Here is a 17,648-nt window from a genome sequence, read left to right as displayed (position 1 = left end):
TTGTTTATTTTAAAATAATTGATTTTTGTATAAAAATTTAGAACTGCATTTCTACCTGCAACCTAAAACGAAAAACACCCAGTGGTTCAATTGGATCATGGGCATAGCCCAAATCTGTTTGTACTTTTAAATTATGCCCTACAATATATTTAGAAAACCCTAATGTATATTCATTGATATTTTTTAAGCCAGAATAAGCACCATCTTTTCTTATCATTGTAAAACGCGCTGCAAGTTCATAATTTTTCATGAATAAATATCCCATTTGGACATTAAATCCATACCCAGTGTTAAACTTTTTTGTTGTAGCATCAAACTGGTTCAATGCTACTCTATATCCAAATTCTGAATGAATAGAAAAACCTTTATATTTGAACATTAAATCAATCAAACAAGAAGCCAATGAGTTTTCGATATAATTCCCCAAAGTATCTTTTACAAAAGCGCCTAGTTGCCCTCCTTGCCGAATTGCCCGATCATTGTAATTTCCCGCAATGGCAAAAGCAAGCTTAGGTTTATCTTCACGAGTCAAATCTCCCCCTATGTAATCTCCTTTCTTAGCAAATTCGCCAAAAGGATTAAAATCCAAACGAGCTGTATACGAAAAGCCACCAAAATTTCCAGCAGTAATATTTCTTCCTTCTCCTTGTGTAAATGCAAGAGCAGGTTTTACTACAAAATTTCCAAACGTCCACTTTCCTCTTAATTGAAGCCCCATATCACGATCAATATTAAACCTGCTATTAACCAATGAGCGATCCACCAATTGCAAGCTGGCAGACGATATAATCCGTTCACGATTACCAGGCAATTTTGTTTGACCAACCCACAATTCGTAGTTTTTAGCAAATTTCCATTGAACAACAGCATCCAAAATTATTCTAGCAGCATCCCCTCCCAATCCGTCTTCTTGGCTTGAACTAATATCGTTAGCAGAAAGCCCAAGCTCAATTTTATAGGCAATTTTGGGAGAAAAAGCATAGCCTCCAAATTTAATTCGAGCTCGCCTTATCATAAAGTTAGAACTTGTATTACTAATAGAGCTGTCTTTATTTGCTGCATCATACTCTACTACAAATAAACTCTGAATTCTTGCATTAAATTTCAGCTTAAAAGTTGAATCTTTTGCCACGAAAGAAAGCCCTTTGCCAAACCTAGGCATTTTAAATTGAGCGCTTACATTACAGGTCATCAATACGAAGAAACAGACTGCAAAAATACTTCTAAATCCTCTTCTAATCGTTGGCTTATTCATTAATTCATTGTTAAGTTAATATTACATTTAATTTAACTGGGCGCAAAAATAAACCCCCAATGTTAATTTAATGTTAACTTAATATTATCAAAAAAACAAACTCTTCCTATAAACTATTTAATAATGAAGCATTTATTTTCTTTCGCTTTTTGCAACTCAAAAACAAGACTTAATGTTAAATTAAAACTTGATTAACAATAACTAAACATAATTTAGACGCATTTTTATTACATCTCAAAAATGCTTACTTTAATTCTTACACCAAGATTTAATTGGATAAAGAACCAGAAGTATTGAAGGTGTTTATTTTTAGTAAAATTCTATATGAAAAAATATATCGCCGAACTAATTGGAACCTTTGCATTGGTATTCTTTGGAACAGGAGCAATTGTTGTTGATCACATTACACATGGAGCTATAAGTCATCTTGGTGTGGCACTTTCATTTGGTTTAATTGTAACAATTATGATTTATGCACTAGGGAGTATCTCTGGAGCGCATATTAATCCAGCCGTTAGTATAGGTTTTTGTTTTACCAATCGCTTCCATAAAAAAGATTTAGCCCCCTACCTTATTGCTCAAACCACAGGAGCTATTGCAGCCTCTTTTGTTTTATTTTTTCTTTTTGTCAACCATGGAAACTTGGGCAGCACCCAACCATCAGGTACCATAATGCAATCGTTTGTACTCGAAATGATCTTGACTTATTTTCTGATGCTGGTGATACTCTGTGTTAGTCAAAACCCTGAAATTAGTAAATTTACGGGCATTGCAGTAGGAGCTACTGTAATGCTAGAAGCCTTGTTTGCAGGCCCTATTTGTGGCGCCTCGATGAACCCTGCTCGTTCGATTGCACCAGCTTTGGTTTCTGGCAATCTGGCTGCCTTGTGGGTTTATATTCTTGCTCCAATTATAGGAGCAATTATAGCTACTTTAACGTGGAAATATTTTAACTCAAAAAAGCCATAAATAGAAGGGTTCTATCTATGGCTATCTATAAAGTTGCTGAAAAAATCAGTAGAATAAACTTTTATTTCTTTTTCTTTTCTTTAGGACTTGGAATCATTGTCCAACGAAAAAGGCTATTGTCTAAGCTATGTTCTAGAACAATTTCATCTTTTTCGATGCGCACTATTCTATAATCGTTCCAACCGTTTAAGCCTACAAATTGAATAGAATCGTTCTTAATGTGGTAATTAAAGATACGATCGTTTCCCCCCATTTCCATCTTAAATACATTGGTAACTTCCATTACTTTTTTCTTTTTTTCCACTCCTTTAGCATCCGTAACTTTTTTAGTTACTTTTTCTTTTCGAACAGAAAAATCCATTGTAACGATTCCTGCAATAGCTTTAAGGTTAATTTCCCGACCATCTTTTTGAAGCTTTTTGCATTCCCATTTGCCTACTTTGGCAATAGTCTTGGCAGCTTTTTTATCTTCTTTATCTTGAGCAAATGACTGTTGAACACCCAACAATAAAATCATTCCCCATACCAACATACTTACGTTAAAAGTTTTTTGCATAACATCTAGTTTTACTTTTTGAAACAAACGTTTCTATTGTTTTTATTTTAAGTTTGCCTTGTAGTCAATAATATAAATTATTGTTCTATTAATAAAGATGCTATCAAGCAGCAACACACAACAACAAAGAAGCAATTTACATGACCAAACTACAAAAATGTCAACAATTTCACGTTCTATAAACTCTTATTCTATTTTTGTACCAAAAATTTAAAATCGACTGCAATATTAGTTAATATTTTGTTACTAAGCCAACAAAACATTGCTTTTACAGCTTATTTATCAAGCTATTATATTTCATTTATCGATGTAAATACCAACTCAATTTAGCCGTTCTTAAAACCATAGAATCTTGAGTTAATTTCATAATTTTCATTCCTGGAAACTTAGGTTTATTGGGATAACTAATGCTATCTCCTTCCAATTTATATTCTACAATTTCTGGTGGTGGAGCAGGTTCTTCATTTAGCGTTTTGGTTCGCTTTCCGTCTTTATCAAATTCATATTGAGGGTTTCCCATATAAGGACCAGGCATCACCCGTCCGTCGTGAAATCGAAAAGCCGTTACCTTCCAAACACCATAAAACCACTCTAAATTTAATCCCTTGTCCTTTGAGGTTGTTTTATGGGTTGTGTTACAAGCTACAAAAAGTAAAATAAATAGCCCAAGAACCAATATAGATCTCATGTTTTTTTGTGAAGTTGTTTAAAAATGGATTTTTGTTGAACTGAGCCTATGGCGAACTCACGTAAGTATAATGAGTACTAAATTTTTAGATAATCGAGGCAAAAATCTAGTTCATAGCAGCGCTATGGGGTAAATTTTTAACGCAGAGTAACTGAAAATTAGCTTTAGCTTCGCTGATTTTACAATTCATTAGCAATGTAAGGCTATTCTTAAACAACTTCTGTATTAAAATGTGTTATTCTTTTCTCTACCCGATGATTTTTGTAAAAATTAAAATCAGGACAGCTTTTATCTATTTTTAGATCGCTTTGCTCTTAGAAATTAGATCCCAATTACAACTTAATTGGGATCTAATATCTAGCGTCTAAGCATTCTATTAAATTTTTAAAACTGTCGGGTAGAGTAATTATTCTTTCTCTATTTTTAATCCTTCCTAATCCCTATCAATTAAAAATTAAGCCATAATCCTGCATTCTAACAAGAACGTTAATTTTTTTGAAAAACTCCTTCTAAAATTGCTATTTTTGTAGAACAACTTCACTCCAAACAAAGGGAATTAGCCCCTCTAGTAAAAACGATTCAAATGCTCAACGTCTTATTTTTTTATGCTTGCCTTCTTCTCCCCTTTGCTTGTTTTGCACAATCAGAAGACTATCACCAAGCTATGGCACTTGGCGAACATGCCGCAGCCAGCCGACAATTTTCTCAAGCCATTCAGCATTATGGGCAAGCCATTAAATTAGCTCCTAGAGACATTGAGCCTTATTTAAGACAAATGGAAGTCGCCATCCAAAAACGAGATTTATCGATCTTTAAACGCACCATTCACCAATTAGAAGGCTTAGAGCATCCCCTTCCTCTAGATGTTTATATTACTTATGTCCAGCTTGCCAAAAAACAACGCCTTTATAATGATGGTTTGGCAATGTTGACCAAAGCTGAATTGAAACACAAAACTAGCAAAACATTATTGCTTCATCGTGCTGGTTTATACCAAAAACTAAACGATAATGCCAAAGTGATTCAAACGCTCAATACAGCATTGGAACATTACCCTCAAAGTACAGATGTTCTTCATCAGCTCGCTACCATTTATATCAATATTAATCCTCAAAAAAGCATTGAATTACACAAAAAACTGCTTGCTGAACCTCACTATAAAGATGTCGCCTTAAGTGCTTTAGGTTTATTGCATACCAAGCTTTATGAAGCAGATCCTGGCGCTAATAATCGCAATAATCTTGTTTTGGCACTTAGTTATTACAACCAGTATTTTCAACGGCATCCTCAAGATCAAGAGGCAAGGAATATGATTGAAAATATTCGCATACTATTGGATCAATAAAATAAAAATGCCATTGCAGATAATAACTGCAATGGCACAAAGGGGGTAAATTAGGGGACAATTAAGCTAGTTAAAAATTACTTTATGGCTAGATCTCATTCCATTTTCGAATTGAATCGCAATGGTATACATTCCTTTTGCTAAATTGTTTTTGGCAAATTGAGTAACACCACTTACATTTTCTACTTGCTCTACCAATTCTCCCAAGACATTAAACAACTGAATGTTTTTTGCTTGTTCTCCTCCCAAATCAACATTGATATAATGGGTTGAAGGGTTTGGATAAATCTCAACAGCAGGCGTATAGGCAGTGACTCTTTGTACAGAATTCGATACAAAATTGGTGTCTCTATATAGAATAGTCCCACATTGTCCACCGATAGAAATGGTTGATCCATCAGCACGAATCGCTTTAAAATCTTCAAAACAAATTTGCGTAGACATTACGTTTGCAGAGATAGGGGCGGTAGGTTTTACTCTCAAAAGCAAACGTCCCATCGTTCCACCTCCTGTATAATTGGTCTGGTCTAGTCGAGTAGCCACATAATGTACTTTTCCTGTTTCGTATAGGGCTCTCGAATATACAGCAGCACCGTCATCATCCAACCAGCCATTATTTAAAATAGTTCCCAAGGTACCAAAAGTCCCAGTAGTTTGTAAATCAAAAACAGTTTCATCATAATCAATTCTATACGTTACGCCCAAAACATTATTAATCTGTTGCAAAGCCTCTCCAAAATAGACATCCAAAATAGCATATCTGTTCAAATCTACAATCGTATCGGTACCAGGCAATATTGGAGTAGTAGGATAATAACGTTCGAAGAATAAATCTGTTCCTATGGTATTGGCACCTTCTGCGGCTCCTGTATACAAAGCATGTGTGCTATTAAAATTAGTAGTATTGGTTGCCATATCCAACAAGTCAACCGTAGCATCTCCGTTGGCATCTACATAAGCATTGGTCGCAGGAGTTGGAGGAGTATGTGGCATCCATCTATCTCCAACAATAGTACGAGTGCTTGCAGTATTATTATAATTTAAGCCCATTTCCAAAATATCAAAATCATTGGCAATTCCATTGTTATTCGCATCTCCTGGATAAACACAATTAGCAGTGCAATAGGTAGGCGTTGCACAACCTGTCAAGACAAAGTTATTATCGTAATATTGCTGTACTAAATCAACTTGCTGATATAGCAAGTTAACATTCTGAAGGTGATTGCTATCTGGGTCGTGATGATAGGAATAAGCCAAATCAACCATAAAAGATTCTCCAGGCATTAAACTATCTTTATAAATAGATCCTAATACTCGCTGATCTAAACCTGCTAAACCTGCTGTAGCCATTGACCAGCCAGAAGGATCATTAGGATTGTCTGGAAAAATATGGTTGGTAACAACAGCATTGGGATTAGCGGGATCATAGCCATCTCCTCCTGTTGTTAGCGGAGTACCATTAGGGAATTTCCCTTCCAGTAAGTAATAATAACTTAAAGTAGCTTGAGGATCTCCTGTAGGACTTGAATTACTATTGGTATGATAAATAGAATGCTCTAGAGAATGATTTAAAATCGTAACAGCTTGTACAGGCGGATTCGAACCATACCCCGTCGTTCCTGCTACGCCACAAGGGTTATCGTCATTATTATCTGCATTGTATGCATAAATCGTATTTTTAGCTGGGATGGTTCCTACATAATCATCAACGCTACAGCCCAAGTCAAAATCTGTCCAAATACCATAATAATAGTCTCTTAACACTAGCGCATTTTTATTGATAACTTTGTGTTTAACAAAAAGCGTTTTGTCTAATAAAGGATCATTTCCACAATTAAATACATAAGCAGTTTGTTGTACCTCTACCATCAAATTCATGCCATTTGTCTGCGTATGTAGATTGCCATTGTCATTAAATACAGACCACAAAATTTCTTCTGCTATGGCATTGGGATTTCCATGTTCAAACACAGGGTAATCTCCATGCAAAGGAGTATAAACCCCATCTCCATTTGCATCATAAAAAGGTGCTAAATCTTGGTCGGGTAGGTTAAATCCCATTTGAGCTGCAAAATGAGGGTTTCCTCTTCCTGGCCATTTTAATAAACTAAGATCTGTTGGTCCATCAACAACCCCATTATCATTTATATCGGCAATATGTTGTTCTATCGCCCAACGTTTCACTTTCCAAATCTGATCAAAGTTTGTGCAAGAATTGGTAATTGGCAGTCCTGTTGTAGGGTCTAATGGTCCCGCCCAATAATCATTGCCACTCGATCGATAAGTTTGTGCTGCTAAGCGCAAATTTCCCCCATCATCATAGGCTCCCATCCATACTCCTCCTGCAAAAATCGTATTGGTTTGTGGCTGTCCGTAAACATGAGGCACCGAATATTGAGCTGAGGAATTCCCATCCCAAAACATATCCCCTCCGTTTCGGAACATGATCTTCATATCTGTATTTTCAATGTATTCTTGTGCCATAGATTCTGTACAGTGTTGAGCCTGCATGCTTTTATAGCCAAAAATTAAAAGTAGTGTAGTTGTAATTATGAATTGACCTTTTATCATATTGTATTCATTTTTTATTGATTTTAACTAATTGAAAAGCTGCTACTTAGATATCTAGCCCATTTTTATTGATACCCGTTGCTTTTAACGCTTCAATTTCTTGTCTACAATACTAGCTGAATAAGTAGCAATTAAAAAAAACATAATTTAATATTTCTCAATTTAATATTATAACTCAATCATCTTTTTAAAGTAATTTCAATATATTTTTCTCAATATTTTTTAGACTAAAAAATAAAATAGGTCTACCCCATGAGAGTAGACCTATTTTAAACTATATTTTCTTACTATAAGTGTAGATTATGCTTTTTTGAAATTCAAAATAGTGTCCTCAATAATCTTACAACATTCCTCTAATTGAGCTTGATTCATCACCAATGGAGGAGCAAAACGAATGATGTTTCCATGAGTAGGTTTTGCCAGTAAGCCATTTTTAGACAAAGCGATACAGATATCCATTGCCGTAGAACTATCGGGCGTATCGTTAACCAAAATAGCATTTAACAAACCTTTCCCTCTTACCTTTGAAACTAGCTCTGTTTTTTCTGCTAATTTGCTCATTCTATCACGGAATACCATCCCCAAATCAAAAGCATTTTCAGCCAATTGTTCTTCCTTTACAATTTTTAACGCTTCCATTGCAACAGCGCAAGCCATTGGGTTTCCTCCATAAGTAGAACCATGCTGTCCAGGCTTAATCACTTCCATAATTTCATTGTCCGCCAATACTGCAGCAACAGGGTACATTCCTCCCGAAAGAGCCTTTCCCAAAATTAAAATATCTGGACGCACATTATCGTATTCACAAGCCAACATTCTACCTGTGCGAGCAATTCCCGTCTGAATTTCATCTCCAATAAACAATACATTGTGTGTCTTACACAATTGGTAAGCCTTTGATAAAAATTCATCATCAGGAACGTTTACTCCCGCTTCTCCCTGAATCGGCTCTACCAAGAAACCTGCAATATTCTCAGCATCCGCTTCTAAAGCAGCTTTTAAAGCAGAAATATCATTGTAAGGGATCGCCTCAAAACCAGGGGTATAAGGACCAAAATTCCCTCTAGCATCTGGATCGCTAGAAAAAGAAATAATGGTTACAGTACGTCCATGAAAGTTTTCTCCACAAACAATAATCTTAGCCTTATTGGTTTCTATTCCCTTTTTTTCATAGCCCCATTTGCGGCAAATTTTAATTGCTGTCTCTACTCCTTCTGCTCCAGTGTTCATAGGCAACAACTTATCATAGCCAAAATATTCTGTAGCAAATTTTTCAAAGACCCCTAACTTGTCGTTATAGAATGCTCTAGAAGTAAGATTTAGCGTAGCCGCTTGTTGGGTGATAGCTTCTACCAACCTTGGGTGACAATGCCCTTGGTTAACAGCAGAATAAGCTGACAAAAAGTCAAAATAACGTTTCCCTTCTACATCCCAGACATAAACACCTTCTCCTTTAGCCAACACAACGCCCAATGGATGATAGTTGTGTGCACCATGCTTATCTTCTAGCTCCATTAGATCTTGCGAGCTCAATGTATTTGTTGTCGTTTCCATATTAATTGTAATTTTAGATTTTTTTAGCTAAAACTGCTTTATTCTTTATAAATTTGCTGTAGCAATGATAATAATCTTGTGATAGATTTTTACCAAAAGGCTACTATGATTAAATCATTTAGAACGATTCACTCAACCATTTTCTCCTAGAGAATGGCACAAAAATACGAAAAATTGAGACTATACCGAAATTTAGTAGAGGCGTCTGTCAAGGCATTAAAAAAAATCTTTTCCGAAAATCAGTTGGCTGACCGTGTTGTTCAAACCATGTTGCGTTCCAATCGAAAATGGGGATCCAAAGACAGACGTTTTTTGGCTGCTACTATTTACGATGCGGTTCGATGGTATCGGCTGCATTACGAAATATATGGAAAAGAGCCCCAAACAACAGAAGATTGGTGGCAAATTCTTGGAATCATGTGGATTTTGCAAGGGCTTGAATTACCAGATTGGGATGCTTTTGTGGGTTTAAATCCAATAGAGATAAAACAAAAAGAACAAGACTTTTCTCAAATTCTTAAAATACAAGCCTCTATTCCCGACTGGTTGGATGAATTGGGTCGCCAAGAACTGGGAGAGCAATGGGCTGCTTGTATCCGTGCATCCAATGAACCTGCTGCTTTGGTTTTGCGAGCCAATCAACTCAAAACAAGCCCCGAAGAATTAATTATTAACCTCGATAAAAAAGGTGTCAAAGGTCAACTAATGTCTCTTCCTGATGCTGTTTTGGTTCCTAAACGCCAAAAACTAACCCAACTGCCCAGTTATGAACGGGGATATTTTGAAATTCAAGATGCCTCTTCTCAAGAAGTTGCCCCTTTTTTGGAAGTCAAAAAGGGAATGGCTGTGGTAGATGCCTGTGCAGGAGCAGGTGGAAAAAGCTTACACTTGGCTGCCTTGATGGAAAACAAAGGCTCCATTATTTCGTTGGATGTAGAAAAAGCTAAATTAGAACAATTGCAAAAGCGATCAAAACGGGCAGCGATTTCTATTATTACCACTCAAACAATACAAAATAACCAAACCATTCAGGCGCTTCACAATACAGCAGATCGCTTACTCTTGGATGTTCCTTGTTCGGGGCTAGGCACACTAAAAAGAAGTCCGCATATTAAATGGAGGCTAAAACCTGATTTTTTGGAGCAGATCAAGGCTACTCAACAACAAATTCTACAAGAATATAGCCCAATCTGTCAATCGGGTGGAAAAATGGTTTATGCAACTTGCAGCGTTTTGCCTTCTGAGAATCAAGAACAGGTGCAAACCTTTTTAAAGAGTCCTGCAGGAACTAATTTTCGTCTAATTCGTGAAAAACAAATCTTACCCAATGAAGGGTTTGATGGCTTTTACATGGCTTTACTAGAACGTATCTAAAACAATCCTATACCCATGAGATTATTATTTTGTGATAGCGGCTTTAGTCCTAAAGAAGTAGATTATTTGTATCAGGAAGAATATCAAGCTGCCAAAGCGCATCAAATTCCCTGTTTTTTAATTTCCTTTGAAGCTCTAAAAAAGCAGCAAATGGATCTTGCCCTCCAGTCCGTTCCTGTGCTTCCCTCCAAATCATTGGCGATTTATAGAGGTTGGATGCTTTCTTATGAATTGTATCAACAGTTTTATCAAGCCTTGCTGGCTAAAAATATTCAATTGATTAATACTCCTGAAGCGTATCGATTTTGCCACTATTTGCCTGCTAATTATACCACCATAAAGAACTATACCCCTCTGAGCATCTTCAAACCCTTGGCTTCTTCTTTTGACATCAATAATTTCAAAGAAGCGCTAGCCGTTTTTGGTAACCATCCCATTATCGTCAAAGATTATGTCAAATCTCAAAAACACTATTGGAAAGAGGCTTGCTTTATTCCCGATGCCAGTGATTTGAAACAAGTTGAAAAAATCACCAAACGTTTTATTGAACTACAAGATGTAGACCTAAATGTAGGGATTGTCTATCGTGCTTTTGTGGAACTAGAACCGTTAACCACGCACGCTATTAGTGGAATGCCGCTAACTAAAGAATTCAGGTTATTTGTCAAAAATGGAAAAATCATTGCTGCTGCTAATTACTGGGATCAAGGAGATTATGACTTAGTTGCTCCCAACCTTATTTTTTTAAAAGCCGTTATTCCCTGTATAAAGAGCAACTTCTTTAGCATTGATATTGCCCAACAAAAAGATGGAAATTGGATTATTGTAGAATTGGGTGATGGACAAGTGTCTGGCTTGCCTGATGGAATTGATCGATTTAACTTTTATAGTAGTCTGATGGATTGTTAAAAATAGTCGCTCACTACAACTTTAACTTTTGAAACTTGACTTTAAATGCTATTTGTCATATACTTAAGACTTCTATAGTTCTCCAATTAAATTATAATACTATGAAATTATTGACCCTATTTTTTTTCATCCTTATCAGTTTTCAAGTTAGCCATGCCCAAACAACTACTATTAAATTAACGGATATTTCTTTTAAGAAGGAATATGTTAAGGCTCCACTTGTTGTTGCTACTCCCTCTCCTTCCCTTAATCAACCCAATGTTACACTTCCGAAGGAGCCTAACTTTATTTGGAAATACAATATTGGCACGACGCATTATTACAATAATCATCCAGCCAATCCATTGTGTTTTAATACCTCTAATGGTTGGGAATTGGTTCAGGTAAGGCCTATAAAACATCAATTTTTGTACGAGGCAGCTGCGGTTACCACAGGTGTTGTATTAGAAGGCTTATTAAACATGCTAAACCAGTAATCGGATAATCCATGCTAATGCTTATTTATGCTAGTCAAAATCCGCTTTAAATTGGCTAAATAGATATTCATAAAAAACAGCCTTATTCACATCTGTGGCAATTCGAACACGATGTCCTGAATCATGGATTAAGGTTTGCCCTGCATTTGGGGGTTGTACAAGCACCTTTGCACGGAGTTCTTCTACTGTAAAAAATGCTTCTAGAGCAACATAGCTGGTTGCCAAAATATCCCACATATAATAAATGTAATGATAACTAGGGATATTGTCTATTGTTAAGGCCCACAATTGCGCTGCCAAATTGGAGAGTTCGTATTTTGATTGCTGGGCTAATTTCGATAAAAACGCCTTGTCTACGGGTACATGGTTGGTTACGTCTAAAGGAACCATAACCAATGGTAATTCCAGTTCTAATAATTTTTGGGCATGGAACGGATCCCAGTAAACATTCCATTCTGCGGTTCCATTATGTTGATAGGTTTGTACATTGCCTGACGTTCTAAATGCCCCTCCCATCCAGATTATTTCTTTTATTTTAGAAATAATTGTAGGATCTTTCTCAATAGCAAGTACCAAATTAGAGCAGGGTCCTGTCATGACAATTTTTACAGGTTGGCTTGCCTTGTGCAGCAATTCTATCATTAAATCAACAGCCAATGGCAAATCATAAGGATTAGGAGCAGGAGGCAAATTAATCAACATGGGCAATACATTAACAATCTCAGGTCTAGCTCGCCATTCACTTGGAAAAGCATTGACTCCATGAAAAACACCTCTTCCTATAGGAATATGTTCTTTGCCTGTTTTTTGTAATAATTTGTAAGTAGATTCTATAGCTGGCTCCAAGTAACAATCAGCAGGAGTTACAGTGATCCCTATCAACTCAATCTTGGGCATTAACAACAACAACAATACAGATAGCAAATCATCTATTCCACCATCATGATCCATTAAAACTAATTCTTTCATCATTATCTCAGTTCATCAATTCAGACACAAATAAAAAATTATTACAATACTTGTTTAGACCGAAAATACCATTAGGGCATGTTTAAAATTTATGTTCTTCAATACCAATGGTTTTTGCGAAAATGATTTGATTTTAGTGCCTAACAAAGCTCTTTTTTAGGCTGATAGCAACGCTATCAAGGCTCAAAAAAGCTGTAGATAGGGGCAAAAGCAAACATTTGCAGCTCGAAGATAGAATTTAAACATGTTCTTAAATCAAAAAAAGAAGAAGAATAGCCTAAACATTATTCTTTTATTCAGAAATCACTATATTACAATAACTTATCACTTATATAAGTTTACTATTATAACTTAATCATTGAAGTTGTTTAAAAATGATCTTAACACCTACGATCCAACCATAGCAGCCATCGGATCAGCAGCTATTTTTAGCCCCGTAGCTTCCAGCTACGAAACAAAAAACGAGCTTTGCCCGATAACTACTAGCTTTGATCTCGAAAATCAACAACATTTTTAAACAACTTCATTTTCTAATATCTTAACACAAACTCTATGACCAACAAATTTTTAAAAATCAGCATTTTAATTTTTGTACTTTCTCTATTTAATTACCAAACCGCAGCAGCTAGAAAGTCTGCTTTTTTTAGTTTTGGAGGTGAAACAATTATTAAAGTCCAAGACTTTCCAGATACAGAATTGTTCCAAATGGAAAATGGCAGTTATGTAGATGCAGGTTGTATTTACAAACAAGTGTCCATCTTTTTTATTCCTGTTTGGAACTATGACATCCGTTGGTGTGGCTATACTGGCGAAGATGGCAACTATGTAATTCTAAGCAAAGAAGAATTGGATGCAATTGCTCAAGAAGCTTCGATTACATTGCCAGCAACTCCTACGCTCTCTTTTTGGCACTCTATAGGTGGGAAATTATTATTCGTGGTGGTGATTGGAGCTTTTATTGCTTATAGTGTGTTCTTTGCAGAAGAAGAAGAGGAAGAAGAAGAACCTAAGGAAGAAAAGCAATAAAATAAAATCCTCCCGAATACTACAAAAATTCGGGAGGATTAACTGGGCTTATTTTTTGGTCAAAAGATGTCCCATTTCTTTTTCTTTGAGTCGTCTAAACTGTAATCCGTTTTGTGCGCTCTTTTTTAAATGTTCCTTATTGATGTCATAAAAATGAAACCACATCAAATATTGATCGTCACTCAATTCAAATTCCAAATCAACATAGCGTGCAGCCCCTTTTGCCGTTAACATTTCACAAGTAATTTCTTCTGGCGTTACGGTCTTGTAGGTACCTGGTTTGTCCTCTTGGTGGGCAATAATTAAGTCACAAGCATCTCCTCTAATTAGGTCTTTTCGTATACTTGTTGCTGGAAACGTTTCTTTTTTCCAAGCATTGATGTATTTTTTAGGATCTTTCAGGTAATAAACTTCCATTCTAAAAGAATCACGGCTAACTTGTACATATTGCTCTACCCGTTGATCTAAGGGAGCATCTACTAATTCTGGCGAGAAAAACTCTAAGTAAACCCAAAACTCATTGGGGCGATCTTGGAAAATAGGCATCACAATAAACTCTTGCAAAGGTTCTGTAGTTGTGCCTTCATCGACTTGATCTTTATTGCTAAAATGTCCTAAAATTTGGTATTTAAATCGTTCAAACTTGTTGTAAATTTCTGCTATTTCTTTTGCGGTTTTAATATCTTTTAGGTAGGGCAACTTATACTTTCTGTTCTTTCTTTTGTCCCTTTTTTGCCCATAAGAATTCGTCGTAGTTCCAAGACAGAAGATAGTAATTAAGCCTAATACCCAAAGACGCATATTTCCTAACATCCATAGCTTAGAATCGGGGGTTTTACTAGTTAGTAAATAGTAACTCATAATACGTTATTTTGTTTAAATAATTAATCTCTCCGTGGGCAAGAGATTAGAATTGAGAAGTCAATCACTTCTGTTTTAATCATTAAATAATTTAATTAGGTATTTTTAAGATTGGGGGTAACAAAGGAAACTATAATCGTATATAAACGTTTGACTTATAAAAAAAGAGGAAGTAAAAAACAATAAACGCTCTTTCCACATTTATAATAACTCCAATGCCAATAGAAACTCCTAAAATAATTCAAAATGATATTTAGATTTAACGGGTGTGTTACTATATGGTGTTATTATTTAATACGAGCAATTCACTACATTTGTTTACAACATCGCCTCTAAATCTAAAGGTTGTGCTTTCCAACTCTCTAGCAATATCTCTGCCAATTCGTGACTAAACTCATGAATACGGGTCATTGCAGTAGGTGTAGCAAAGCGCATTTCTCTAAAAATAAGCAACATAGCCCCATTACATTCCATGTGATAATTAGGGTTATTATTGAGATAACGAACTAGCGAATCATTAAAGAATTTTCGAACTTCCGCAGGGTTATTGCCCTCTAACAAAAACTTTTCTGAAAAATCTGGATACCCTTCCAAATTGATATCTTCATCACGTAATGCTAATTTTACGCCAATTTTATCCAGAAGGGCTTCTCTTTGCAAAACAAATTGAGGGGCATTAAATGGTAAGTGCAGTGCCAATACACTCGTATAGCGTTCTTGGTTGGAAAACAGCCCTCCTTCTTCGAAGGTTATATCGCAAGTTTCCCATTCAAAAAACATTTTATAATGGCCTTTAGCTGTATTAAAAGTATATTCAATTGTTCTCGTTTTGAAAAACTCAAAATCTTTGAATTGGTGAAAATCCCAACGGACTTCTGGCCAAAATGTACCATTATTTTCTTCACACAATACTTTTAATGCACTTTGCCGTTGGTTAAGCTGAGGTTTCTTATCTTCTGGCAAAATTCTAGTGGCATTGGGATGACGAGAAGAGGCATCGTGCGCTCCTAAGCCAACAATTTCAAATTGAACATTCATCAAATCGTATCTTGGAGCATCGTCATGCAGGTACTCCAGTACCGTATAGTCAATTAATCGAGCATGAGACATATCCACAATAATGTGTTTTTCTTCTTTAGCACTATCCCTCAATACTCTTTTTAATTTGGGGATATTAACAAAATTTACAATCCCTTTTAACTTGATGTATAATTCATGGGTATTTTCTGTTCGAGTAGTATCAATGGATGGATTGATCAAGTAATGAACAAATTGCTTGCGCCCCAAGTTTGATTTCACATAATGAATAAACAATGTAATTGTTGCGCCAACAACTAAACCAATCAATAAGTCATAGACCAATGTTGCCAAAAGAGTCGTCAAAAAGATCAAGAACTGATCGTCGCCTTTTCTGTACGTATCTTTCCATATTTTTAGAGTAGCCAATTTATAACCAGTATAAACCAATAAAACAGCCAATGCCGCCAAAGGAATCAATCGAATCAAAGGCGCCATCAATAGAACAAAAAAGCCTAAAATAAGTCCATAATATAGATTAGACCATTTTGTTTTTGCCCCATTATGCACAGGAATAGCGGTAATAACAGGCAAACCACCAAGGCAACCAGAAATAATCGAGCTCAACCCAACGGCAAACAATTCTTTATTTAGGTTGGTGTGTCGTTCCAAAGGATCTAGTTTATCAACTACCCTAGCACTCACCAAAGTTTCTATGGTTGAGACAATGAGTATACTCAAAGAAACACCCCAAAAGTGCAACTCCCCTATTTTAGAAAAATTAGGGTCAAACATATAACTCGTAATCTCTACAGGAATATCAACTAAATAACTCGGACCAACATCAAAAGCAGTTCCAAACATTGGAACATAATGTGTTTCAAAAAAATTGAAGTAATAAACAATAGGAATGGTAAATAGAATGATCCATATTGGAGCAGGCAAGTATTGAGCAACTTTGATATTTACCTTATTGTAGGTAATCAATACAATAGTAGCAATTCCACCAATCAAAGTAATAATTGGATTTAAATTTTGAATGCTGTATTGAAGTTGTTGCAGACTTTCATAAGCATTATCACTTTGGGTAGAGTGCCCAAAAATAACATGCCCTTGTGTTCCTATAATCGTTAAACCTACCGCAGCAAGCATCCCATTAATCGCCGCTGCTGGCGTAATATCAGCAATTTCTCCAAATCTCAAAAGCCCCAGTATCATTTGACCAATTCCCGCCACTACAGTAGCCGCCAAAATATATTGAAAACCAACCAGCGGTTCGCCCTCGCCCAAGACAATTACTCCAGACAACATCACTGTAATCAAACCAGCAGAAGGACCATTGATCGTAATTTGGCTACTTCTAAAAAAAGTAGCAACAATCCCCCCAATTACCGCCGAGATCACCCCCGCCATAGGAGGAACCCCAGAAGCAATAGCAATCCCCAAGGCAATTGGCAAGACAACCAATGCCAAGCCTAGAGCTGCTGTAACATCCTCTTTGAAATAGGTTCTTATTGTTCCTAACTTTTGTATCATTTATTATTTTCATTTAACACAAATAGAATCTGTCATTTGTGTATCACTGCATCTTCACTTTATAGGTCGGGAACATTACCTACTGGTATTTGAAAATGGGCTAATATTCCTTTAAACGTTATTTTTAATCATTGAAGTTATATTCAAATTTACCTGTCGCTTATAACTGTATTCATCCATTAGTTTCTTGACCAATAAAATTCCTAGACCTCCTATGTCTCGATCTTCTAACGGAATAGACAAATCAGGCTCAGGAGCGTCAAAGGGGTTAAAGGGGACTCCTGCATCCGTCAGCTGAATGGTCAATTTTCCAGTTGTAAACAATTCCAACATAATATCAATATCATGTTCTTCCCCATCGGGGAAACTATATTTTACTATATTCGATAGCAATTCATCCAGCACAATATTGACTTTTATCATAATTGGCTTAGACACAGAATGAATCATTGCAAAAGATTCAAAAGCAGCAATTGCTTTCTGTACCTCTTCTATCGTATTTTTTATTATAATTTTCTTAGAATGAACCTCTGCCATGGTCT

Annotated in this window: 15 protein-coding genes; 6 read left to right on the top strand and 9 right to left on the bottom strand. The window is 35.9% G+C overall.

The window, feature by feature from the left end; all coding sequences use genetic code 11:
- Positions 1 to 37: 37 nt before the first annotated feature.
- Positions 38 to 1,255: an OprO/OprP family phosphate-selective porin gene (locus AsAng_RS02315; protein ID WP_264791162.1), complete on the bottom strand. Its 1,218-nt coding sequence runs from the start codon at positions 1,253 to 1,255 to the stop codon at positions 38 to 40.
- Between the two features lie 324 nt (positions 1,256 to 1,579).
- Between AsAng_RS02315 and AsAng_RS02310 the strand changes: the two genes are divergently transcribed.
- Positions 1,580 to 2,224, top strand: coding sequence for an MIP/aquaporin family protein (locus AsAng_RS02310; protein ID WP_264791161.1), 645 nt, complete (start codon positions 1,580 to 1,582; stop codon positions 2,222 to 2,224).
- A 61-nt stretch (positions 2,225 to 2,285) separates the two neighbouring features.
- Here AsAng_RS02310 and AsAng_RS02305 read toward each other — a convergent pair whose 3' ends face one another.
- Together AsAng_RS02305 and AsAng_RS02300 are read right to left on the bottom strand one after the other, a co-directional pair.
- Positions 2,286 to 2,780 carry a hypothetical protein gene (locus AsAng_RS02305; protein WP_264791160.1) on the bottom strand — a complete coding sequence of 165 codons (495 nt, stop codon included), beginning with the start codon at positions 2,778 to 2,780 and terminating at the stop codon, positions 2,286 to 2,288.
- A 301-nt stretch (positions 2,781 to 3,081) separates the two neighbouring features.
- Complete coding sequence (locus tag AsAng_RS02300; protein WP_264791159.1) at positions 3,082 to 3,468, bottom strand: hypothetical protein; 387 nt, start codon at positions 3,466 to 3,468, stop codon at positions 3,082 to 3,084.
- Between the two features lie 583 nt (positions 3,469 to 4,051).
- On the opposite strand from AsAng_RS02300, the gene AsAng_RS02295 reads away from it, so the two are divergent.
- On the top strand, positions 4,052 to 4,813 hold the full coding sequence (locus AsAng_RS02295; protein WP_264791158.1) for a tetratricopeptide repeat protein: 762 nt from the start codon (positions 4,052 to 4,054) through the stop codon (positions 4,811 to 4,813).
- A 66-nt stretch (positions 4,814 to 4,879) separates the two neighbouring features.
- Here the strand turns inward: AsAng_RS02295 and AsAng_RS02290 are convergent, their stop codons facing one another.
- Positions 4,880 to 7,384 (bottom strand): T9SS type A sorting domain-containing protein, encoded by a 2,505-nt coding sequence (locus AsAng_RS02290; protein WP_264791157.1) that lies wholly within the window; start codon positions 7,382 to 7,384, stop codon positions 4,880 to 4,882.
- A gap of 300 nt (positions 7,385 to 7,684) precedes the next feature.
- Positions 7,685 to 8,938 carry an ornithine--oxo-acid transaminase gene (rocD, locus tag AsAng_RS02285; protein WP_264791156.1) on the bottom strand — a complete coding sequence of 418 codons (1,254 nt, stop codon included), beginning with the start codon at positions 8,936 to 8,938 and terminating at the stop codon, positions 7,685 to 7,687.
- 153 nt (positions 8,939 to 9,091) lie between these two features.
- Between rocD and AsAng_RS02280 the strand changes: the two genes are divergently transcribed.
- The 3 genes from AsAng_RS02280 (at position 9,092) to AsAng_RS02270 (ending at position 11,697) form a co-directional block, all read left to right on the top strand.
- Complete coding sequence (locus tag AsAng_RS02280) at positions 9,092 to 10,312, top strand: RsmB/NOP family class I SAM-dependent RNA methyltransferase (RefSeq protein WP_264791155.1); 1,221 nt, start codon at positions 9,092 to 9,094, stop codon at positions 10,310 to 10,312.
- A gap of 15 nt (positions 10,313 to 10,327) precedes the next feature.
- The gene (locus tag AsAng_RS02275) at positions 10,328 to 11,221 is read left to right on the top strand and encodes an ATP-grasp domain-containing protein (RefSeq protein ID WP_264791154.1); all 894 of its coding nucleotides are present in this window, start codon (positions 10,328 to 10,330) and stop codon (positions 11,219 to 11,221) included.
- Positions 11,222 to 11,322: 101 nt separating this feature from the next.
- Positions 11,323 to 11,697 (top strand): hypothetical protein, encoded by a 375-nt coding sequence (locus tag AsAng_RS02270; protein WP_264791153.1) that lies wholly within the window; start codon positions 11,323 to 11,325, stop codon positions 11,695 to 11,697.
- Positions 11,698 to 11,727: 30 nt separating this feature from the next.
- Here AsAng_RS02270 and AsAng_RS02265 read toward each other — a convergent pair whose 3' ends face one another.
- Positions 11,728 to 12,669 carry a nucleoside hydrolase gene (locus tag AsAng_RS02265; RefSeq protein WP_264791152.1) on the bottom strand — a complete coding sequence of 314 codons (942 nt, stop codon included), beginning with the start codon at positions 12,667 to 12,669 and terminating at the stop codon, positions 11,728 to 11,730.
- Between the two features lie 549 nt (positions 12,670 to 13,218).
- On the opposite strand from AsAng_RS02265, the gene AsAng_RS02260 reads away from it, so the two are divergent.
- Complete coding sequence (locus AsAng_RS02260) at positions 13,219 to 13,692, top strand: hypothetical protein (RefSeq protein ID WP_264791151.1); 474 nt, start codon at positions 13,219 to 13,221, stop codon at positions 13,690 to 13,692.
- Positions 13,693 to 13,740: 48 nt separating this feature from the next.
- On the opposite strand, the gene AsAng_RS02255 is transcribed toward AsAng_RS02260, so the two are convergent.
- The 3 genes from AsAng_RS02255 to AsAng_RS02245 form a co-directional block, all read right to left on the bottom strand.
- Entirely contained in the window at positions 13,741 to 14,553 is an 813-nt protein-coding gene (locus tag AsAng_RS02255; RefSeq protein WP_264791150.1) for a chromophore lyase CpcT/CpeT, read from the bottom strand.
- A 318-nt stretch (positions 14,554 to 14,871) separates the two neighbouring features.
- Positions 14,872 to 17,106 carry a SulP family inorganic anion transporter gene (locus AsAng_RS02250; protein WP_264791149.1) on the bottom strand — a complete coding sequence of 745 codons (2,235 nt, stop codon included), beginning with the start codon at positions 17,104 to 17,106 and terminating at the stop codon, positions 14,872 to 14,874.
- 111 nt (positions 17,107 to 17,217) lie between these two features.
- A complete protein-coding gene (locus tag AsAng_RS02245) occupies positions 17,218 to 17,643 on the bottom strand; it encodes an ATP-binding protein (protein WP_264791148.1) in 426 nt (141 codons plus the stop codon).
- Between the last annotated feature and the right edge of the window lie 5 nt (positions 17,644 to 17,648).

It is taken from the genome of Aureispira anguillae (assembly GCF_026000115.1).
Lineage (GTDB): Bacteria > Bacteroidota > Bacteroidia > Chitinophagales > Saprospiraceae > Aureispira > Aureispira anguillae.
The sequence above is the reverse complement of the archived record's forward strand: the minus strand, read 5'-3'. Positions and strand labels throughout refer to the sequence as shown.